The sequence below is a fragment of the Pseudomonas sp. PGPR40 genome (assembly GCF_022014505.1).
Classification (GTDB): domain Bacteria; phylum Pseudomonadota; class Gammaproteobacteria; order Pseudomonadales; family Pseudomonadaceae; genus Aquipseudomonas.
In genome coordinates this window covers 79,317-99,599 of the sequence record NZ_JAKLSP010000025.1, presented here as the reverse complement: position 1 = coordinate 99,599, position 20,283 = coordinate 79,317, and the positions used below count along the sequence as shown (strand labels likewise).

Here is a 20,283-nt window from a genome sequence, read left to right as displayed (position 1 = left end):
AAATTCACTAGACTGCGCACCTTGCTTCCGTTGCCCGAGAAAACAATCATGTACCGTGACCGTATTCGCTTGCCTTCATTGTTAGACAAGGTGATGAACGCCGCCGACGCTGCCGCTCTGATTCAGGACGGCATGACCGTCGGCATGAGCGGCTTTACCCGAGCCGGCGAAGCCAAGGCCGTGCCTCATGCCTTGGCCGAGCGCGCCAAGGTCACGCCGCTGAAAATCACCCTGATGACCGGCGCCAGCCTGGGCAACGACCTCGACAAGCAATTGACTGAAGCCGGCGTACTGTCGCGACGCATGCCGTTCCAGGTGGACAGCACCCTGCGCAAGGCGATCAATGCCGGCGAAGTCATGTTCATCGACCAGCACCTGTCGGAAACCGTAGAGCTACTGCGTAACCAACAACTCAAGCTACCGGACATCGCGGTGATCGAAGCCGTGGCAATCACCGAGCAAGGCCATATCGTGCCGACCACCTCGGTAGGCAACTCGGCCAGCTTCGCGATTTTCGCCAAGCACGTGATCGTTGAGATCAACCTGGCTCACAACCCGAATCTCGAAGGCCTGCACGATATCTTTATCCCGACCTACCGGCCGACCCGCACGCCTATTCCGCTGGTGAAGGTCGACGACCGCATCGGCAGCACCGCCATTGCGATACCGCCAGAAAAAATCGTCGCGATCGTGATCACTAACCAGTCCGACTCGCCGTCCACTGTCTTGCCGCCGGACAGCGACACTCAGGCCATCGCTGATCACCTGATCGATTTCTTCAAACAAGAAGTGGCTGCCGGGCGCATGACCAACAAGCTCGGCCCGCTGCAAGCCGGTATCGGCACTATCGCCAATTCGGTGATGTGCGGCTTGATCGACTCGCCGTTCGAAGACCTGACCATGTACTCCGAAGTGCTGCAGGATTCGACTTTCGATCTGATCGATGCTGGCAAGCTGAGCTTTGCTTCGGGCAGTTCGATCACCCTGTCGAGCCGGCGCAATGCCGATGTATTCGGGAACCTGGAGCACTATAAGGACAAGCTGGTGCTGCGCCCCCAGGAAATCTCGAACCATCCCGAAGTGGTGCGGCGCCTAGGCATCATTGGCATCAATACCGCACTGGAATTCGACCTTTACGGCAACGTCAACTCAACCCATGTCTGCGGCACGCGAATGATGAACGGCATCGGCGGCTCCGGCGATTTCGCGCGCAATGCGCACCTGGCAATCTTTGTCACCAAGTCGATCGCCAAGGGCGGCGCGATTTCCAGCGTGGTGCCCATGGTCAGCCACGTCGACCATACAGAACATGACGTCGACATTCTCGTGACCGAGATAGGCCTGGCCGACTTGCGTGGCCTGGCACCGCGTGAGCGCGCCCGGGTCATCATCGACAACTGCGTTCACCCGGACTATCGCCCAGCCTTGAATGACTACTTCACTGCCGCTTGCGCAGTTGGCGGGCATACCCCGCACATTCTTCGCGATGCCCTGAGTTGGCACATAAACCTGGAAGAAACCGGGCGCATGTTGACGGTGTAATGGATCCAGATAGCAGCTGACGCAGACACAGTTTCGTCAGCTCGCTATTGCGATCTTCATTTCTATCTAAAACTGTACTGCTGTACCGGTCTTTTCCTACAGCAATTACCTACATTTTCGAGCCGAATGGACAAAAACGCACTATATCAGTGCGAACAGGTACAGTTGCCTCAATTTCGACCAGTACACCGCCGTTTAACAGTTAACTGGTCACTCACAATACAGGTGAACTGTATCTACAGAGACTGGCCAAACGAGAGGATCATTGGCTTCAGTTAAACCACTACCTAATCCCGCCATAAGCGGAAGGATGAAAACCATGGAACGTACACTCAGTTCCGAACTGTTCTTCGAAGACACCGCTGCAAAAACCCAGGCTTCCATGCCTCTGCGCGTTCTCGCCAACCTGATGCTGTGGCAGCGCCGCATTACCAGCCGCCATCAACTGGCTCGTCTGGATTCGCGTCTGCTGGCTGATGCCGGGATTAGCGAAGCACAACGCTACGAAGAGCTGAGCAAGCCGTTCTGGCGCTAAGTTAGCGTCGCTGGCTCTGATCCTCCGGATCCACCGCCAGCACCCCGAATTGAACAAACAAAACCCGTCGTGGGAAACTACGACGGGTTTTGTCGTTTTGGGGTTTCATACAGAGACAATCATTAAATAGGTACAGTTTTAAAATAACTTATATTTAACAAGTACAGTTTTATTGGACTGTTCTTATCGATGTGCACAGGCCTAATATCCAGACAGAACGTGGCGAACGCTTTACGACAGGCGTCTGATCCTGCGTCACCTCTCAATCGGTCTATTCAAGGAGCTACCCCATGTCCCGTCTTCGTCTGCTCAGCGCTGCCGCCTTGCTTGTCGTGGCTGCCAATGCCCATGCCACCAGTTTCATCGTGACCACCGATTCCATTGTTGGTGGGCTGAAGTCCTCTTCCGACGCTACTTCGGACATCTCGTCTTCCTTTCGCGACGACAAAATCGTCCGTGCTGCTCGTGACGATGCCGCCAGCTTCGTCGCCAGTGAAGGGGCCATTCGCGGTGTGAAACTGGAAAGCGCTCTCGACCATATCCGCCAACAGACTCCACAACTGAATGCGACCGACGCACAGCTGGCCCAGGCCATCCTGACGATCTAAGCGACAGCTCTGACGCGGGACACGTCCGCCGTGTCCCCATGCTTCGGCGCTGGCTCTAGCCCGGGCATTACGCTAGCCTTGGGACTCGCTTTCAGCTATCGAGTCTCATGCGTTTTCTTGCCAGTCTTTCGATCACTGCGGTTTTTCTTGGGGCTTGCTGGTCGGGTTCGACCCATGCCTTTGATGCTTTCAATCTGTCCACGCAAGGCACCGTGGCCAGTGGTTATGCCACCAGCCTGGTGACCTCCGCGCCCTTCGATCATAAACTGCTGATCGCCGCCCGGGATGACGCTGCCGCGTTCATTGCCAGTGACGGCCAACTGCAAGGAGCGCAACTGGAGTCCGCCCTGATTTACCTGCGCCGGACCCAGCCAAAACTTCATGCCAACGATCTTGAACTGGCACAGGCAATTCTCGTCCAATAGTTATCCCTTGTTCCTCCGGAGTCGTTCCATGCGTAGCCCGCTGATTGCTGCCACCCTTGGCCTGCTGTTGTTGGCCGATATGGCCCAGGCGCACACCCTGGTAGCCACCAGTAACATCATTATTCGTGCCTCCGAGCGCACGCTTGATTTCACGTCCGATACCACCACGTCCATTCGCGATTCGAAGATTGTCCGTGAAGCCCACGACGATGCGGCCAGTTTCGTCGCCAGCGACGGTGAAATCCGCGGTGCACACCTGGAAGCGGCCTTCGACACCTTGCGCACCCGCGTACCGGAAGCCCGCGACGCCAGTGATCAGGTTCTCGCCGAAGCCATCCTTGCACTGTGAAGTCCCTAGGCGTCTGGTTGCTGGCCGGGATCGTGTTGCTGCTTGGCAACACGGCTCAGGCCGGTCTGCAATTACGGCTCAAGACCGACGGTCTGAGTCCCGCGCAACAACAGGCCAGTCAGGCGCTGCTCGATGAAGCCATGCAGGCGTTACCGCCGCGCTTCATCGAGCAACTGGACCGGCGCATCGATGTCGGCTGGACCGACGATATGCCGAGCGATGCCTACGGTCAGGCGTCGCTGGTGTCGGAGCTCGACCTGAATCGCAATCTGCTCGTCAGCCTCACCAACGGCAGCGCCGCGATCCAAAAAACGTATCGCCCCCACGGTACCGTGCGCCGGGAAATGCTCGCCACGGTGTTGCACGAACTCACCCACATTTATGACCGTGCGCGCCTCTGGCCAACCGCCGAGCGCACACTGATCCAGCGCTGCAAGCAACGCAACAGCAGCTCCGGGCTGATCGGTATCCCCGATCAATGCCGTGGGCAGACGGAGCGACGTTGGACCCTCAGCGATGACCCTCGTCTGCTGGATTTGGCCGGTTGGCCGCAATACGTCGGCCGGCGTGGTGAGCGCGAACAGCACAACCGGCAGATTGCCCGCAGCCCGGACATTTACGAGACGAGCAGCCCGAAGGAGTTCGTCGCGGTCAACATGGAGTACTTCCTCCTCGACCCAAGCTATGCCTGCCGTCGTCCAGCGCTGTATCGCTACTACAAAGAACATTTCGGTTGGGCGCCCGCCGCCAAAGACACGTGCACCCAATCATTTGCCTTCCTCAATGCGGGTAACGATTTTGCCAAGCAGCCCTTGGGTCAGGTCGATCCGGAACGGGTTTATGCTGTTGATTATCTGCTGGCAGAAGCCAACCAGAACTGGGTCAGCCGCTGGGGCCACAGCATGCTGCGGTTGGTGATCTGCGCACCAGGTCGTCCTCGTGGGCCGGATTGCCGCCTCGATCTGGATCAACATCTGGTACTGTCCTACCGCGCCTTCGTCGGTGATGTACAGCTGTCGAGTTGGGATGGGCTGGTGGGTAAATACCCGTCGCGCCTGTTTGTCTTGCCATTGGCCCAAGTGATCGACGAATACACCAAGACTGAATTGCGCAGCCTGGCATCGGTGCCGCTGAATCTGTCGCGCAACGAAATCGAAAACGTAGTGGAACACGCCGCGGAGATGCATTGGGGTTACGACGGCAACTATTTCTTCCTGTCCAACAACTGCGCGGTAGAAGGCCTGAAATTACTGCGCAGCAGCACCAACAATGCGCAACTGGTCGGCCTCGACAGCATCATGCCCAACGGCTTGCTGGAAGTGCTCAAAGGCCGCAGGTTGGCGGACACCAGCGTGCTGGATGACCCTCGTGAAGCGTTGCGCCTGGGCTATCGCTTCGACTCCTTCCGCGAGCGTTATCAAGCGATGTTCGATGTGCTGAAGAAGCATTTGCCGATCAAGCAGGACAAGGTCGAGGACTGGCTATCCTTGAAAGCTGAAGAGCGCCGCAAATGGATTGACCAGGCTGACTTGCGCACCAGCGCGGCGTTGCTGCTGCTGGAGCAGGCCAGTTTCCGTCAGCAGTTGGTGCTGGCCCAGGACGAAGTGAAGCAACGCTATCTGGGCGCTCGGGAATTGAACAACGGCAGCCTGGATAAGGCCAATGGGACTTTGCAGCAGATTCTCGCCAACAGCGGCTTCCTCAGCCGTCCGGCGGAACTGCTCGGCACCACCGAGGGATATGGTTTGCCGCAACCGAACGAGTGGACGCGTTTGGAGTCGGAAAGCAACCTGCGCCAGAAACAGCTGCAAGCGCTGACCGGGGATCTCGATAAGGAAGTCAGAGCATTGCTCGAACCGAGTCGAGCCGCCGAGATGGCCGCCAACGAAGCCAACCTGAAGCAGGTTGGCGAACATTTGCGCAAGCTGCATAAGGCCGCGGGTGGGTTGGAATTGCCCTGAAGGACAGGCCCCCAAGAACAAGAAGGGCCTCAGAGCGTAGCCCTGAAGCCCTCGGTCTTGCTGCTTAGTGTCGTGAGGCACTGATTCCCCTGTATCAGGAACTTTATCTTCAGCTGACCCGCGCTTTACGTACACCGTCAGACAAGGCTGCGCACAGGCTGAGTACACCCTCCACAGCCTGATCCGGCGTCGAGGCATTGGCGATGTGATCGATCAGTGCCGACCCCACTACCACACCGTCAGCCAGACGCGCGATGGATGCTGCCTGCTCCGGTGTACGAATACCAAAACCGATGCTGATCGGCAGATCGGTATGGCGACGCAGACGGGTGACGGCTTCTTCGACATGCTCCAGAGTCGCCGCGCCCGCACCGGTCACACCCGCCACAGACACATAGTAAACAAAGCCGGAACTGCCATTCAGAACGGTCGGCAAGCGCACGTCATCAGTCGTCGGAGTGGTCAGGCGAATGAAGTCCAGGCCTGCCGCCTGTGCGGGATCACACAGCTCCCCGTTATGCTCCGGCGGCATGTCGACCACGATCAGGCCATCGACACCGGCCTCTTTGGCTTCAGCGATGAAACGCGGCACGCCGTACATGTGAATCGGGTTGAAGTAACCCATCAGCACCAGCGGCGTCTCGTTATTGCCTTCGCGGAACTCGCGAACCATTTGCAGGGTTTTCGCCAGGTTCTGTTTGGCGCCCAAGGCACGAATGTTGGCCAGTTGAATCGCCGGGCCATCGGCCATCGGATCGGTGAAGGGCATGCCCAGCTCGATCACGTCGGCACCTGCTCCCGGCAAGCCTTTGAGGATCGCCAAGGACGTGTCGTAATTCGGGTCACCAGCGGTCACGAAGGTCACCAGTGCGGCGCGATTCTGTTCCTTGAGTTCGGCAAAACGTGTCTGCAGGCGGCTCATCAGTGTTTCTCCTGCTGGGATTGCTTTTGTTGAGACTGTTCCATGTGGTGCATCACGGTCTGCATGTCTTTGTCGCCACGGCCGGACAGATTGACCACCATCAGGTGATCTTTCGGCAACGTCGGTGCGCGTTTGAACACTTCGGCCAGGGCATGGGCGCTTTCCAGTGCAGGAATAATCCCTTCCAGGCGACAGCATTTGTGGAACGCGTCGAGGGCTTCATCGTCGGTCACCGAGGTGTACTGGACGCGGCCGATGTCATGCAACCAGGCGTGTTCCGGGCCGATGCCCGGATAGTCGAGGCCGGCGGAAATCGAGTGGGCGTCGATGATCTGGCCGTCGTCGTCCTGCAACAGGAAAGTACGGTTGCCGTGCAGAACACCCGGTACGCCGCCGTTCAGGCTGGCCGCATGCTTGCCGGTTTCGATGCCGTAACCGGCGGCTTCGACGCCGATGATCTCAACGCTCTTGTCATCAAGGAACGGGTGGAACAGGCCCATGGCATTGGAACCACCACCGATGCACGCCACCAGACTGTCTGGCAGACGGCCTTCCTGAGCTTGCAACTGCTCGCGGGTTTCCTTGCCGATCACAGCCTGGAAGTCACGAACCATGGCAGGGTACGGGTGTGGACCGGCGACGGTGCCGATCAGGTAGAAAGTGCTGTCGACGTTAGTCACCCAGTCACGCAGGGCTTCGTTCATCGCATCTTTAAGGGTGCCAGTGCCGGCAACTACCGGGATCACTTCGGCGCCCAGCAGCTTCATGCGAAACACGTTGGCTTGCTGACGTTCGATGTCGGTAGTGCCCATGTAGATCACGCAATCGAGGCCGAAACGCGCGGCCACGGTGGCGGTCGCCACGCCATGCATGCCAGCGCCAGTCTCGGCGATGATGCGCTTCTTACCCATGCGCCGCGCCAGCAGGATCTGGCCGATGCAGTTGTTGATCTTGTGGGCGCCGGTATGGTTCAGCTCTTCGCGCTTAAGGTAAATCTTCGCGCCGCCGCAGAACTCTGTCAGACGCTCGGCGAAGTACAGTGGGCTTGGACGTCCGACGTAATCTCGCTGGAAGTAGGCCAATTCTTCTTTGAACGCCGGATCTTCCTTGGCCGCTTCATATTCACGGGCCAGATCGAGGATCAACGGCATCAGGGTTTCGGCGACGTAGCGGCCACCGAACGCGCCGAACAGGCCGTTGGCGTCGGGGCCGTTGCGCAGATTAGTCTGGGTCATGGGTCGCTCCAGTTGTATTCGAGAGGTGACGATGGCGTTCACTCTACCCCTGACGTCCCACGCTGAAAACCGATAAGATCGCCACAACCTGTCAGGAAAACTCACAGATAACATGAGCCACGACCTTCCTCCGCTGAACGCTCTTCGCGCCTTCGAAGCCACTGCCCGCCTGAACAGCGTCAGTCAGGCCGCCGAACAGCTACACGTCACTCATGGGGCGGTCAGCCGGCAACTCAAGGTACTGGAAGAACACCTCGGCGTGAGTCTGTTCATCAAGGATGGACGCGGCCTGAAACTCACAGATGCCGGCGTTCGTTTGCGCGACGCCAGTGGCGAAGCCTTTGAGCGATTGCGCAGCGTTTGCGCTGAATTGACCCAGAGCACCGCCGATGCGCCATTCGTGCTCGGCTGCTCGGGTAGCCTGCTGGCGCGCTGGTTCATTCCGCGTTTGGGGCGGCTCAATGCGGATCTGCCGGATCTGCGCCTGCATCTGTCGGCTGGCGAAGGCGATCTCGATCCACGGCGGCCCGGCCTGGATGCCTTGCTGGTGTTTGCCGAACCGCCATGGCCGGCGGACATGCAAGTTTATGAACTGGCCAGCGAACGCATCGGCCCGGTCATGAGCCCACGATTCGTCGGTTACGAAAGGCTGCAAAACGCGCCGCCAAACGCACTGTTGACCGAACCCTTGCTGCACACCACCTCACGTCCGCAAGCCTGGCCAAGCTGGGCACAGCAAAGCGGCCTCGACGCCAAGGCGCTGAAGTACGGTCAGGGTTTCGAGCATTTGTATTATTTGCTGGAGGCGGCAGTGGCCGGACTGGGGGTGGCCATCGCGCCTGAGCCATTGGTGACCGAGGACTTGAAGGCCGGTCGCCTGATTGCGCCATGGGGTTTCTGTGAAACCCCGGCGCAACTGGCGTTATGGCTACCCAAGCGCGCCGCGGACGGGCGCGCTCGGCAATTGGCGCAGTGGCTTAAAAATGAACTGCGTCAGGCACCTTAATTACCGCGTTTGCACAGCAGGTAGGCTGCCAGAAGACCCAATGCACCAACGGCGACACCGGCTGTAGTCCAAGGGTGCTCCTGGGCATAGTCACGTGTCGCGATCCCGGTTTCACGGGTTTTGACCTTGACCTCTTCATAGGCATCGGCGAGCAGATGACGTGAATGTTTCAGCGCGTTCTCGGCATTGCTTTTCAGCGCTTTAAGCGTTTTACGCGACTCGTCCGAGGCGTCCTCCTTCAGGCTTTCCAACGATTTCAGCAGACTCTCGATCTCGGCTTCCATGCTTTGCAATGAGGCTTTGCGTAACGAGGTATTGGCCATGGTGGCTCTCCTGCATTGTTGATGAGTGCGTGTGTTGGTTGGGACTTCAGAGGTTCGAGAAAGTGCAGTAAATCTGAGCTTTCCCCCGGATTGGTCGACAGAAGAAATAAAAAAAATCACTGCTAGGCTGTATTTCACATCCTGAGGAGAACGTCATGACTGACCATCACACCTACAAAAAAGTCGAACTGGTTGGCTCATCCACCACCAGCATTGAAGACGCCATCAACAACGCCCTGGCTGAAGCCAACAAAAGTCTCAAGTACATGGAATGGTTTGAAGTGACCGAAACCCGAGGGCACATCAAGGACGGCAAAGCTGCACACTTTCAGGTGACGCTCAAAGTCGGATTCCGGATTGCCAGTAGCTGAGTTTGAGCCAGGCTTCTGAACTTGCGCGGCGGCCGAGTGCCATAGGGATTGGCAAAGCGCTACGTGGCGTGCGCATCCGATGGTTGGATGCTCTCACCCTATTGTTCCGACCAGGGAGTGCAACCGATGAAGAAGTTTATTTTGGCAGTAGGTTTGTTGAGCCTTGCGGGAACAGCCTTTGCCCAAGGCAAGTCGTGCGACGAGCTGAAAGCCGAAATCGCAGCGAAACTGGATGCCAAAGGCGTTTCCAATTACACACTGGAGATTGTCGACAAAGGCGCTGCTGCTGACGGAAAAGTCGTCGGCATCTGTGAAAAAGGCTCCAGGCAAATCATCTACAAGCAGGGCTGACCCGCCCTCGAAAATGAAATAGCCGACGCAATGGCGTCGGCTATTTTGTGGGCGCTGTTTGCTCCTCAGCCCTTCATGACCTGCGCCAGCAACTCATAGGAGTGCAGGCGATCGGCATGTTCGTACAGGTCACAGGTAAAAATCAGCTCATCGGCCTGAGTCTGTTCGATCAGCACTTCCAGCTTGGCGCGAATCTTCTGTGGGCTGCCGACCATGGCCAGGCCAAGGAAATCACCGACCGCTTCTTTCTCATGGGGTAGCCACAGGCCGTCCATGGTCTTCACTGGCGGGCGTTGCACCAGGCTCTGGCCACGCATTAACGCGAGAATCCGCTGGTAGACCGAAGTGGCCAGGTAATCAGCTTGCTCATCGGTATCCGCGGCTACCAGTGGCACGCCGAGCATCACGTAAGGCTTATCCAAAACCGCGGAAGGCTTGAAGTGGTTGCGGTAAACGCGAATCGCCTCATGCATGAAGCGCGGTGCGAAATGTGAGGCGAAGGCGTAGGGCAAACCGCGCTCACCGGCCAACTGCGCACTGAACAGGCTCGAACCCAACAACCATATCGGGACATTAGTGCCGGTACCCGGCATGGCAATGATCCGCTGATCCGGCGTGCGTGGGCCGAGGTAGCGCATCAGTTCGGTCACGTCTTCCGGGAAGTCGTCGGCACTGCCGGAGCGCTCACGACGCAAGGCGCGGGCGGTCATCTGATCGGAGCCGGGGGCGCGACCCAGGCCCAGGTCGATCCGCCCCGGGTACAGGCTTTCAAGGGTGCCGAACTGCTCGGCGATCACCAGCGGCGCGTGGTTGGGCAGCATCACGCCACCCGAACCGACACGAATGGTCGAAGTGCCACCGGCCAGATAGCCCAGCAGAACTGAGGTCGCCGAACTGGCGATCCCGTCCATGTTGTGGTGCTCGGCAACCCAGAAGCGGTTGTAGCCGAATTTTTCGACGTGCCGCGCCAGATCCAGAGAATTGTGCAGGGACTGAGCCGCACTGCCGTTCTCCCGAACGGGCACCAGATCAAGGGTGGAAAACTTGATATCAGACAGTCGTTTCATCAACCTGCTTCTCCAATGGGTAAACAGGTTTTTTCACGACGAAAACCTGCCAAGTCTATAAGCGTGCTCTATGCAATGAGGGCATATACCCGAGTTTCAAGAGAACAGACAAAATTCCTACACGATTGGAGGACTGATCAGATGAGGTGAACTTTGCCTGACGGTCTATCCTCAGAACCCTGGCAACCGAAAACCACGAAGGCGCGACGTTTCGCGCCGGATCTTGAGGAGGCAGACATGGCTATCACAAAGAAAGCATCGGCTCATTGGGAAGGTGATCTGAAAACCGGTATCGGCTCGATTTCCACCGAAACCGGTGTCCTCAGAGAAGCACCCTACGGCTTCAAGGCCCGTTTCGAAGGCGGTAAAGGCACCAATCCGGAAGAGCTGATCGGCGCGGCTCACGCGGGCTGTTTTTCCATGGCGTTTTCAATGATTCTCGGCGAGGCCAACCTTAAGGCCGACAGTATCGACACCAATGCCGAAGTCACCCTGGACCAGGTAGACGGTGGCTTTGCAATCACAGCGGTAAAACTGATTCTCAAGGCGAAAATCCCCGGGGCGACCCAGGCGCAATTCGAGGAACTGAGCAACAAGGCCAAAGAAGGCTGCCCAGTCTCCAAAGTATTGAATGCGAAAATCAGCCTGGAGGCGACGTTGATCAGCTAAACCGATAAAAGATCGTCCGCACGCGGCCCGAGCCTTCGGCAGCTTCCTGTAGGAATTGCCGAAGCTGCGATCTTTTTTGTCCTGAATTACAGCCTGACCGGCGAAACTGTGGTCGAATAAATGACAGCAGCTTCAGCGCATCCCCCCTGCGCGCTGCCTCAAGGGAGCTTCAACCATGAAACGTTTTGCCTTGGCAGTTATCTGTTGCACGCTGGCCACATCGGCCCTCGCGGCACCGAAATCCTGTGAGGAACTCAAGGCCGAGATCGAAGCCAAGATCCAGGCCAATAACGTCACGTCCTACACCCTGGAAATCGTCACCAATGACGAAGTGCACGATCAGAACATGGTCGTCGGCTCATGCGAAGGCGGCACCAAGAAAATCATCTACCAAAAAAATGACCGCTGATCTGCCTCACATAACGCAGTTGGCCAATCGATCTTCAGCAACGATCTCCCGCTTGGCGTTGTACAACCGGGCGCTGGGGGTGAACGCTATAGAACGCGCTTCCAGCAGGTAACGCTGGCCGGCCTCGAAATGGTCGTAGTTGATGGTCAGGTAGCACAGCCGCTCCAGCGGAGCATTCATCAAGCCCGAGCCACCACCCATCACTTCAAAATCGAAACGTACTCTCAGCTCATGGCTACCCGGCGTGACCTGGAAGTAACGCCCGTCGCTCAGCCGCTGGTTGTCCAGCCGTTCGGCCATCAGCAATTTACCGCCAGGGCTCGGTGTAGCGAAGTCGACCCAGGCCATCTGCGGATCGACCGCCGGCAACGGACTCGCGCAACCGACAAAGATGCCAGCAGCGAGTAACAGCAACAACCTGCGCATGATGAATATCCCAAGGACTGGTCATTCAGCATAGCGCCGATCAGGTGCGCTGGCAGCCTGCCGGTGTGCCCTGCCCAATCACTTTGCGCTGTTGATCATAGAGCTTGGCCCACGGCCGAAAGCCGATATTCCCGGCTTGCAGCTGATACCGCTGACCAGCGTTGAAGTCCTTGAATTTCACATTCAACTGACAGTCGCGCCACAGCGGCTCGGCGTCGGGACCAATGTTGGTCGGCTGGACTGCAAACAAGTAGCGAACCGTCAGCTCATGGCTACCGGGCTGCACTTCGAAGTAGCGTTTGTCGATCGAAGCCTTGTCGTCGACTTCCAGCGCTTGCAGCGCGGTGTCTTCCAGCCGTGAATCCAGATCGATCCATGCCTGCGAAGGATCAGGGGTGGGCAATCCAGCACAACCGGCCAGCATCAGCAGGCCTCCCGTCAGCATCAACTTGCGCATAGCGGAGCTCCAATAGGCGGGATAGTCTTGCGGGCAGACTTTCCAGGGATGATTCATTTTGATCAGGCCGCGTCCAAGCCTTGGGTTACTTGATCGCGTTTTACGCATTTTGTTTCCGGGTGTGTTTCTTTTGTTGCTCAATGGCTGCGCAAGCATCAGCTATTACGGCCAATTGGCCAGTGGTCAGCTGCACTTGCTGCGGGCACGGGAGCCGGTTTCCAGTGTGATTTCAGATCCAGGCCGCGATCAGCAATTACGTGCGCGTCTGGCCCAATCACAAAAAGCCCGGACATTCGCCAGCCAACACCTGCACCTGCCAGACAACCCGAGCTACCGCTTGTACGCCGACATCGGTCGACCGTTTGTAGTCTGGAACGTCTTTGCCACGCCGGAGTTTTCGCTGAAGCCGCAGAACCATTGCTTCCCCATCGCTGGCTGCGTCGCCTATCGCGGGTATTACAGCCAGAGCGCTGCCCGTGGTGAGGCCGCCTTGCAGCGTTTGCAAGGTATGGACGTGTCGATCGGCGGCGTCGAGGCCTATTCGACGCTCGGTTGGTTCAACGACCCGATCATGAGCTCGATGATGGGGTGGGGCGACGAACGGTTGGCCACGCTGATTTTTCACGAGCTCGCCCATCAACGTTTTTATGTGAAAGACGACACCGAGTTCAACGAATCCTTCGCTACCTTCGTCGAACAGGAGGGTACTCGGCAATGGCGCGCATTCCGCGGCATGCCGCCGGATAATGGAGCGTTGGAGCAACAACGCGACCAGTTCATCCAATTGGTTCTGGACGCCCGCAAGAGACTGGAACGGCTTTACGCCCTGCCGCTGCCTGCCGGACAAATGCGTGAGCGAAAAGCGGCAGAGTTCGAACGATTGCGCCGTGAGTACCGGACGCTGCGCGACAGCCAATGGGCCGGGAATAAACGCTACGACGCCTGGATCAACGCCCCGATGAACAACGCCCGGCTACTGCCGTTCGGTTTGTATGACCAATGGGTGCCGGCGTTTGCCGCGCTGTTCAGGCAGGTTGATGGGGATTGGAAGAGGTTTTATGCGGCGGTGGAGAGGCTGGGCGCGTTGCCGGTTGGGGAGCGTAAGGCGGCGTTGAAAGTGTTGGCGGGATCAAAGATCCCCGGCGGCTGAGCGGGACTCTTCGCGGGCAAGCCCGCTCCCACACTAGGGCGGTGTATGCCAATTTTCTTTGGCCAGACACAAATCCCTGTGGGAGCGGGCTTGCCCGCGAAGGGTTTTGATCAGCGCTGCAAAAACGCCTGATGCAACTCATCCAGCGTCTCGAAGTGATATGCCGGACCTTCTGCGCTCAACTCCTCTCGGCTGCCAAATCCATAACCCACCGCCGCCGCGTCCAGTCCATTGCTGCGAGCACCGATCAGATCGTGTTTACGATCGCCAATCATCAGCGTATTGGCCGGGTCCAGGCCTTCTTCGCTCATCAAGTGCGCAATCAGCTCGACCTTGTCGGTTCGCGTGCCGTCCAGTTCACTGCCGTAAATCACTTTGAAATGCTTGGCGAAGTCGAAGTGCCGGGCGATTTCCCGGGCGAAAACCCACGGCTTGGAAGTCGCGATGTACAGCTGTCGCCCTTGCCCGCCGAGGGTTTCCAGCAGCGGCGTGACGCCATCGAACACGCGGTTCTCATACAGGCCGGTGACCTTGAAGCGCTCACGATAGAAATTCACCGCTTCCCAGGCCTTGGGCTCGTCGAAATCGTAGAACTGCATGAACGCCTGCAACAACGGCGGGCCAATGAAGTGCTCGAGCCTGGTCAGGTCCGGCTCATCGATGCCCAGTTTGCCCAGAGCGAACTGGATGGAACGGGTGATGCCTTCGCGCGGGTCGGTCAGCGTGCCATCAAGGTCGAACAGTACGGTTTGGTAATGCATGAAAATTCCTGAGCAGCGAGTCACTTTCCGTTATCAAGAGGCTTAGAGCTGGTCGTAGCCTTCGGCCAGATGCAGGTCCTTGAGCTTCACGTAGTTCGCCGCGCTGTAGGTGAAAAAGGCTTTTTCCTTGTCAGTCAGCGGCCGGATCTGTTTCACCGGGCTACCGACATAGAGGAAACCGCTTTCCAGGCGCTTGCCCGGGGGTACCAGACTGCCGGCGCCGATGATCACATCGTCCTCGACCACCGCACCGTCCATGACGATGCTGCCCATGCCGATCAGAATCCGGTTGCCCACGGCACAACCATGAAGCATGACCTTATGCGCGATGGTCACATCGTCGCCGATCAGCAGCGGGAAGCCATCGGGGTTGAACGGCCCGGCGTGGGTAATGTGCAGCACGCAGCCGTCCTGCACGCTGGTGCGCGCACCGATTCGGATGCGGTGCATGTCGCCGCGGATCACTGTCAGCGGCCAGACGGAGCTGTCTTCGCCGATTTCGACGTCGCCGATCACCACTGCCGAGCCGTCGACAAAGGCGTCTTTGCCCAGCAGCGGCGTGTGGTTCTGATACTTGCGAAGGGTCACGATAGGCTCTCTCTCTTTTGCTGATAGCTGCGGTGAGCGTCGATTGTAATTAAGATGGGGCCATCTTTCTTCCCGCATGTTTTCCAGCCAAGGTGCCAACCGTGAGCGTGAACAACCCTCTTCTGCAGTCCTACGACCTGCCGCCATTCTCGGCGATCCGTGCCGAACACGTGCAACCGGCCATTGAAAAGATCCTGGCTGACAACCGCGCCGCCATTGTCGACATCCTCAAAACCCAGGGCACACAACCGACCTGGGCCGGCCTGGTGCTGGCGATGGACGAGCTTAATGATCGTCTGGGCGCCGCCTGGAGCCCGGTCAGCCACCTCAATGCTGTGTGCAACAGCGCTGAATTGCGCGAAGCCTACGAGTCTTGTCTGCCGGCCTTGAGCGCCTACGCTACCGAGCTGGGCCAGAACCGTGAACTGTTCCAAGCCTATGAAGCGCTGGCCAACAGCCCTGAGGCCGCCGGTTTCGACGTGGCGCAGAAAACCATCCTGGAACACGCCCTGCGTGACTTCCGTCTGTCGGGTATCGACCTGCCTGCGCCTGAGCAAAAGCGTTACGCCGACGTGCAGAGCAAACTGTCGGAGCTGGGCAGCCGCTTCTCCAATCAATTGCTCGACGCCACCCAGGCCTGGACCAAGCACGTCACCGACGAAGCTGCCCTCGCTGGCCTGACTGAATCGGCCAAGGCGCAAATGGCCGCCGCCGCACAAGCCAAAGATCTCGACGGCTGGCTGATCACCCTGGAGTTTCCGAGTTACTACGCGGTGATGACCTACGCCCACGACCGCGCCCTGCGTGAAGAACTCTACGCCGCCTATTGCACCCGTGCATCGGACCAAGGCCCGAATGCCGGTCAGAATGACAACGGCCCGGTCATGGAAGAGATCCTCGACCTGCGTCAGGAGCTGGCAAAACTGTTGGGCTTCACCAGCTTCTCGGAGCTGAGCCTGGCCACCAAAATGGCCGAGTCCAACGATCAGGTGCTGAGTTTCTTGCGCGACCTGGCAAAACGCAGCAAGCCTTTCGCCGCCCAGGATCTGCAACAGCTCAAGGCCTACGCCGCCGAACAAGGTTGCCCGGACCTGCAAAGCTGGGACAGCGGTTTCTACGGTGAAAAACTTCGCGAACAGCGTTACAGCGTCGCCCAGGAAACGCTTCGCGCCTACTTCCCGATCGACAAGGTTCTGGGTGGGTTGTTCAACATCGTGCAGCGCCTGTACGGCATCGAGATCGCCGAGCTGAAAGGCTTCGATACCTGGCATCCGGACGTTCGCCTGTTCGAAATCAAGGAAAACGGCCAGCACGTCGGCCGATTCTTCTTCGACCTGTATGCCCGCGCCAACAAGCGCGGCGGGGCCTGGATGGACGGCGCTCGCGATCATCGCCGCACAATCAACGGCGTGCTGCAAAGCCCGGTGGCGAATCTGGTGTGCAACTTCACTCCGGCTGATAGTGGCAAACCGGCCCTGCTGACCCACGATGAAGTGACCACCCTGTTCCACGAATTCGGTCATGGCCTGCATCACCTGCTGACCCGCGTCGAGCATGCTGGCGTGTCCGGCATCAATGGCGTGGCCTGGGATGCGGTCGAGCTGCCAAGCCAGTTCATGGAAAACTGGTGCTGGGAGCCGGAAGGCCTGGCGCTGATTTCCGGTCACTATGAAACCGGCGAGCCATTGCCTCAGGATCTGTTGGAGAAAATGCTCGCGGCGAAGAACTTCCAGTCCGGGCTGATGATGGTCCGCCAGCTGGAGTTCTCATTGTTCGACTTCGAATTGCACGCGACCCACGGCGACGGTCGCAGCGTGCTGCAAGTGCTCGAAGGCGTGCGTGACGAAGTTTCAGTCATGCGTCCGCCGGCCTACAACCGCTTCCCCAACAGCTTCGCCCACATCTTCGCCGGCGGTTATGCGGCGGGTTACTACAGCTATAAGTGGGCAGAAGTATTGTCCGCCGATGCCTTCTCGAGATTCGAAGAAGAGGGTGTGCTCAATGCCGAGACCGGGCGTGCATTCCGTGAAGCAATCCTGGCGCGGGGCGGCTCTCAGGAACCGATGGTGCTGTTCGTCGACTTCCGTGGCCGTGCGCCGTCGATTGACGCACTCTTGCGCCATAGCGGCCTGAGTGAGGACGCGGCAGCATGAGTGAGGCACCCGTGATTACCAAAAAACGCTTTATCGCCGGGGCGGTGTGCCCGGCCTGCAGCGAGCCGGACAAGTTGATGATGTGGAGCGAAGACGCCGTTCCGCATCGCGAGTGCGTGGCCTGCGGTTATTCCGACACGCTGAATGAACAAGGTCTGTCGGTGCCTAAGGAATTGGGTACGCGAGTCAATACTTCGGCACTCAAGGTGCCAGATGCCAAGGTCCAGGCCGTGCAGTTTTTTCCGAACCCGAAGTTGAAGAAAAAGCCTGACGATCAGCACTGAGTGCTGGAAACCACCTTCCACTGCGCAACGCAGTGGAAGGTGTTACTTACTCGACATGGGCCGTTTAAACCAGCTCTTCATCAAGCAACTGTTAAACGGACTGGCAGTTTCGTTCAAGGATTTACAATACGGGCATATGCACTAGCCAAGGCCAGCAGTTTTACTTTGTCATCGGCATTGATAACGCCGTCGCCATCGACATCTTTATTGTTTTTACCGAGAGTGAAAGACTTACCGCCATCATTCGACGACGCGACTATCGTAGTGGAGTCCAGCAGGGTCTCAGTAACCATGGAGCTTTCAGCGTCCCAGCCTTCCTCTTTCAATGCAAACTGCATCGATACAAGTACTTCACCGGGACTCACAATCGTTGGGCCAAGCTTTTGTAGAAAAATGCCACGACGGTTAAAAAACGACATCATTAAATCCTTTTAAATGTTCTCTATGTTTATTGTTTGCAGCGACATGAATAGTACCGACACTTTCATTTCATCAACGAGCGCTTATATGTATCCGTTAGTTGCCCACCGGCACTTCACATCGACAAAAAACGAGTAGGCGCCGAACGGCACTGGTCGGCCGACTTGACTCGATATACTGTATGCGCATACAGCTATCAGGATTGCCCCATGCATACGCCATTGCCCCCACGTGGCCGCGGCACCGCGACCAACCCGCATAACCGTTTCGCGCCTAACCGCTCGGTGGCGGAGGACGACGGCTGGTATCAGGAAGTGCCGGTGACTCAAGGCACCGAGGTGCGCATCGAGACAGCGAAAACCATCATCACCCGTAACAATTCGCCGGATTTACCCTTCGATCGCTCGATCAATCCCTATCGCGGCTGCGAGCATGGCTGCATCTATTGCTACGCGCGGCCCAGCCACGCCTACTGGGACATGTCACCGGGGCTGGATTTCGAAACCAAACTGATCGCCAAGACCAACGCCGCCGATGTGCTGGAGGAGCAACTGTCCAAGCGCGGCTATCAATGTGCGCCGATCAACCTGGGCTCCAACACTGACCCTTATCAGCCCATCGAGCGCGAACACAAAATCACCCGCAAGACGCTCGAAGTGCTGCTGCGTTACCGCCACCCGGTGACCATCATCACCAAAGGCTCGCTGATTCTCCGCGATCTGGACCTGCTGGCCGAACTCGCCGAGCAAAGGCTGGTGGCGGTGATGATCAGCCTGACCACGCTGGATGACGAACTCAAACGCATCCTCGAACCTCGCGCCGCGGCACCCAAGGCACGACTGCGAGCGATCCGGGTGATGCGCGAAGCCGGGATTCCGGTGGGCGTTTTGTGTTCACCGATGATTTCAATGATCAACGACAGCGAACTCGAAAGCCTGCTGACCGAAGCCCATGCGGCCGGTGCGCAAAGCGCGGCCTACATGATGTTGCGCCTGCCGCTGGAAGTGGCACCGCTGTTCGAAGAATGGCTGGCCGCCCATTATCCTCAACGTGCGGCTCATGTATTGAGCCTGATCCGCCAAAGCCGTGGAGGCGAGCTTTACGACAGCCGGTTCGGTACCAGAATGCGCGGTGAAGGGCCATTTGCCGATCTGCTGGCACAACGCTTCGCCAAAACCATCAAGCGCCTGGGGCTCGATCGTCGGGAAGGTTTCAATCTGAATTGCGAAGCCTTTTGTCCGCCGGGTCGCCAAATGTCGTTGATTTAAGGACAATTGGCCCTATGGTTGAGTAGAGAAAACGATACACCGGTCACGCTCCCTGTGACCTGGAACACTCGTTCTAGAGCGTTTTAATTCAGTTTGAGTTAAGTTTCGACGGCTACCTTGTTCATCGAGTGACTGACGGGTCTGGCTTTTCGACCTGGATGTTTTTTATACAGCCACTGGCTTCACACCGGACAAAACGGGAAAATTCCCTGACTCCGCCAAAGAGGATGAATCATGAGTGACAAGGATAAACAGCCGTTGGCTGTGTCGGCTTCAGCCCAACCCGAGGCGGAAACCGCCGATGCAGCGCTGCAGCATATTGTTGACGGCTTTTTGCACTTTCATCACGAGATCTTTCCGCAGCAGGAAGAACTCTTCAAAAAACTCGCCACGGCCCAGCGGCCTCGGGCGATGTTCATTGCGTGTGCCGATTCACGCATCGTTCCCGAACTGATTACCCAAAGCGCCCCCGGCGACCTGTTCGTGACCCGTAACGTCGGCAACGTCGTGCCGCCTTACGGGCAAATGAATGGCGGTGTTTCCACAGCCATCGAATACGCGGTGCTGGCCCTCGGCGTGCATCACATCATCATCTGCGGGCACTCCGACTGCGGCGCAATGCGCGCGGTACTCAACCCGCAGAGCCTGGAAAAGATGCCGACGGTCAAGGCCTGGTTACGGCATGCCGAAGTGGCCAAAACCATGGTCCAGGACAACTGCAACTGCATTGACGAAAACGAAAGCATGCACATCCTCACTGAAGAGAATGTGATCGCTCAGTTGCAGCATTTGCGCACGCATCCATCGGTGGCCTCGCGTATGGCTAACGGTCAATTGTTTATCCATGGTTGGGTTTACAACATCGAAACCAGCGAAATTCAAGCTTACGACGCGGATCAGGGTTGTTTCCTGCCGCTCGATGGCAGTCATCCGATTCCGGTGGCGACGCCCAAAGCGCGCTTCTAAATCCTCCGTATGGTTTAGCCGAGGCTGCTGATCTGGC

Annotated in this window: 25 protein-coding genes; 16 read left to right on the top strand and 9 right to left on the bottom strand. The window is 57.9% G+C overall.

The window, feature by feature from the left end:
* Positions 1–48: 48 nt before the first annotated feature.
* The 6 genes from MEB48_RS21135 to MEB48_RS21110 all read left to right on the top strand — a co-directional run bounded on the left by MEB48_RS21135 (position 49) and on the right by MEB48_RS21110 (position 5,420).
* Complete coding sequence (locus MEB48_RS21135) at positions 49–1,542, top strand: acetyl-CoA hydrolase/transferase family protein (protein ID WP_237885859.1); 1,494 nt, start codon at positions 49–51, stop codon at positions 1,540–1,542.
* Between the two features lie 319 nt (positions 1,543–1,861).
* Entirely contained in the window at positions 1,862–2,077 is a 216-nt protein-coding gene (locus MEB48_RS21130; RefSeq protein WP_095055374.1) for a DUF1127 domain-containing protein, read from the top strand.
* Between the two features lie 290 nt (positions 2,078–2,367).
* Positions 2,368–2,685, top strand: a complete 318-nt coding sequence (locus MEB48_RS21125; RefSeq protein WP_237885858.1) for a DUF2388 domain-containing protein — start codon at positions 2,368–2,370, stop codon at positions 2,683–2,685.
* A 107-nt stretch (positions 2,686–2,792) separates the two neighbouring features.
* A complete protein-coding gene (locus tag MEB48_RS21120) occupies positions 2,793–3,110 on the top strand; it encodes a DUF2388 domain-containing protein (protein WP_237885857.1) in 318 nt (105 codons plus the stop codon).
* A gap of 28 nt (positions 3,111–3,138) precedes the next feature.
* A complete protein-coding gene (locus tag MEB48_RS21115) occupies positions 3,139–3,459 on the top strand; it encodes a DUF2388 domain-containing protein (RefSeq protein ID WP_237885856.1) in 321 nt (106 codons plus the stop codon).
* Entirely contained in the window at positions 3,456–5,420 is a 1,965-nt protein-coding gene (locus MEB48_RS21110) for a DUF7844 domain-containing protein (RefSeq protein WP_237885855.1), read from the top strand. Before MEB48_RS21115 ends, MEB48_RS21110 begins: the two co-directional genes overlap by 4 nt.
* 109 nt (positions 5,421–5,529) lie before the next feature.
* On the opposite strand, the gene trpA is transcribed toward MEB48_RS21110, so the two are convergent.
* On the bottom strand, positions 5,530–6,342 hold the full coding sequence (gene trpA / locus MEB48_RS21105; RefSeq protein WP_237885854.1) for a tryptophan synthase subunit alpha: 813 nt from the start codon (positions 6,340–6,342) through the stop codon (positions 5,530–5,532).
* On the bottom strand, positions 6,342–7,577 hold the full coding sequence (gene trpB, locus MEB48_RS21100) for a tryptophan synthase subunit beta (RefSeq protein WP_237885853.1): 1,236 nt from the start codon (positions 7,575–7,577) through the stop codon (positions 6,342–6,344). Before trpB ends, trpA begins: the two co-directional genes overlap by 1 nt.
* A 112-nt stretch (positions 7,578–7,689) precedes the next feature.
* Between trpB and MEB48_RS21095 the strand changes: the two genes are divergently transcribed.
* Positions 7,690–8,583, top strand: a complete 894-nt coding sequence (locus tag MEB48_RS21095; protein ID WP_237885852.1) for a LysR family transcriptional regulator — start codon at positions 7,690–7,692, stop codon at positions 8,581–8,583.
* On the opposite strand, the gene MEB48_RS21090 is transcribed toward MEB48_RS21095, so the two are convergent.
* Positions 8,580–8,906: a DUF883 family protein gene (locus MEB48_RS21090; protein WP_237885851.1), complete on the bottom strand. Its 327-nt coding sequence runs from the start codon at positions 8,904–8,906 to the stop codon at positions 8,580–8,582. The two genes, MEB48_RS21095 and MEB48_RS21090, sit on opposite strands and share 4 nt — an antisense overlap.
* Before the next feature lie 155 nt (positions 8,907–9,061).
* Here MEB48_RS21090 and MEB48_RS21085 point away from each other — a divergent pair, with 155 nt between their 5' ends.
* Positions 9,062–9,277, top strand: a complete 216-nt coding sequence (locus MEB48_RS21085) for a dodecin (protein ID WP_007902773.1) — start codon at positions 9,062–9,064, stop codon at positions 9,275–9,277.
* A gap of 126 nt (positions 9,278–9,403) precedes the next feature.
* Positions 9,404–9,628 carry a DUF1161 domain-containing protein gene (locus MEB48_RS21080; RefSeq protein ID WP_237885850.1) on the top strand — a complete coding sequence of 75 codons (225 nt, stop codon included), beginning with the start codon at positions 9,404–9,406 and terminating at the stop codon, positions 9,626–9,628.
* Positions 9,629–9,693: 65 nt separating this feature from the next.
* On the opposite strand, the gene MEB48_RS21075 is transcribed toward MEB48_RS21080, so the two are convergent.
* Positions 9,694–10,695, bottom strand: coding sequence for an LLM class flavin-dependent oxidoreductase (locus MEB48_RS21075; RefSeq protein WP_237885849.1), 1,002 nt, complete (start codon positions 10,693–10,695; stop codon positions 9,694–9,696).
* Between the two features lie 237 nt (positions 10,696–10,932).
* On the opposite strand from MEB48_RS21075, the gene MEB48_RS21070 reads away from it, so the two are divergent.
* The gene (locus MEB48_RS21070; RefSeq protein WP_237885848.1) at positions 10,933–11,364 is read left to right on the top strand and encodes an OsmC family protein; all 432 of its coding nucleotides are present in this window, start codon (positions 10,933–10,935) and stop codon (positions 11,362–11,364) included.
* A gap of 175 nt (positions 11,365–11,539) precedes the next feature.
* Positions 11,540–11,773, top strand: coding sequence for a DUF1161 domain-containing protein (locus MEB48_RS21065; protein WP_030129631.1), 234 nt, complete (start codon positions 11,540–11,542; stop codon positions 11,771–11,773).
* Between the two features lie 6 nt (positions 11,774–11,779).
* Here the strand turns inward: MEB48_RS21065 and MEB48_RS21060 are convergent, their stop codons facing one another.
* Entirely contained in the window at positions 11,780–12,199 is a 420-nt protein-coding gene (locus tag MEB48_RS21060; RefSeq protein WP_237885847.1) for a PA0061/PA0062 family lipoprotein, read from the bottom strand.
* Between the two features lie 40 nt (positions 12,200–12,239).
* Positions 12,240–12,656 carry a PA0061/PA0062 family lipoprotein gene (locus MEB48_RS21055; RefSeq protein WP_237885846.1) on the bottom strand — a complete coding sequence of 139 codons (417 nt, stop codon included), beginning with the start codon at positions 12,654–12,656 and terminating at the stop codon, positions 12,240–12,242.
* Positions 12,657–12,714: 58 nt separating this feature from the next.
* Here MEB48_RS21055 and MEB48_RS21050 point away from each other — a divergent pair, with 58 nt between their 5' ends.
* Positions 12,715–13,806, top strand: a complete 1,092-nt coding sequence (locus tag MEB48_RS21050; protein ID WP_237885845.1) for an aminopeptidase — start codon at positions 12,715–12,717, stop codon at positions 13,804–13,806.
* A 110-nt stretch (positions 13,807–13,916) separates the two neighbouring features.
* Here MEB48_RS21050 and MEB48_RS21045 read toward each other — a convergent pair whose 3' ends face one another.
* Together MEB48_RS21045 and MEB48_RS21040 are read right to left on the bottom strand one after the other, a co-directional pair.
* Positions 13,917–14,567, bottom strand: a complete 651-nt coding sequence (locus MEB48_RS21045; protein WP_237885844.1) for an HAD family hydrolase — start codon at positions 14,565–14,567, stop codon at positions 13,917–13,919.
* Between the two features lie 42 nt (positions 14,568–14,609).
* Positions 14,610–15,155, bottom strand: coding sequence for a gamma carbonic anhydrase family protein (locus tag MEB48_RS21040; protein WP_237885843.1), 546 nt, complete (start codon positions 15,153–15,155; stop codon positions 14,610–14,612).
* Between the two features lie 101 nt (positions 15,156–15,256).
* Here MEB48_RS21040 and prlC point away from each other — a divergent pair, with 101 nt between their 5' ends.
* Both prlC and MEB48_RS21030 read left to right on the top strand, forming a co-directional pair.
* Positions 15,257–17,308 carry an oligopeptidase A gene (gene prlC, locus MEB48_RS21035; protein ID WP_237885842.1) on the top strand — a complete coding sequence of 684 codons (2,052 nt, stop codon included), beginning with the start codon at positions 15,257–15,259 and terminating at the stop codon, positions 17,306–17,308.
* On the top strand, positions 17,305–17,592 hold the full coding sequence (locus tag MEB48_RS21030; RefSeq protein ID WP_237885841.1) for a YheV family putative zinc ribbon protein: 288 nt from the start codon (positions 17,305–17,307) through the stop codon (positions 17,590–17,592). The genes prlC and MEB48_RS21030 overlap by 4 nt, the downstream gene beginning before the upstream one ends.
* Before the next feature lie 113 nt (positions 17,593–17,705).
* Here the strand turns inward: MEB48_RS21030 and MEB48_RS21025 are convergent, their stop codons facing one another.
* A complete protein-coding gene (locus tag MEB48_RS21025; protein WP_237885840.1) occupies positions 17,706–18,011 on the bottom strand; it encodes a hypothetical protein in 306 nt (101 codons plus the stop codon).
* A gap of 210 nt (positions 18,012–18,221) precedes the next feature.
* Here MEB48_RS21025 and MEB48_RS21020 point away from each other — a divergent pair, with 210 nt between their 5' ends.
* Both MEB48_RS21020 and MEB48_RS21015 read left to right on the top strand, forming a co-directional pair.
* On the top strand, positions 18,222–19,280 hold the full coding sequence (locus MEB48_RS21020) for a PA0069 family radical SAM protein (RefSeq protein ID WP_237885839.1): 1,059 nt from the start codon (positions 18,222–18,224) through the stop codon (positions 19,278–19,280).
* A gap of 234 nt (positions 19,281–19,514) precedes the next feature.
* Positions 19,515–20,246, top strand: coding sequence for a carbonic anhydrase (locus MEB48_RS21015; protein WP_237885838.1), 732 nt, complete (start codon positions 19,515–19,517; stop codon positions 20,244–20,246).
* The last annotated feature ends 37 nt before the right edge of the window (positions 20,247–20,283 follow it).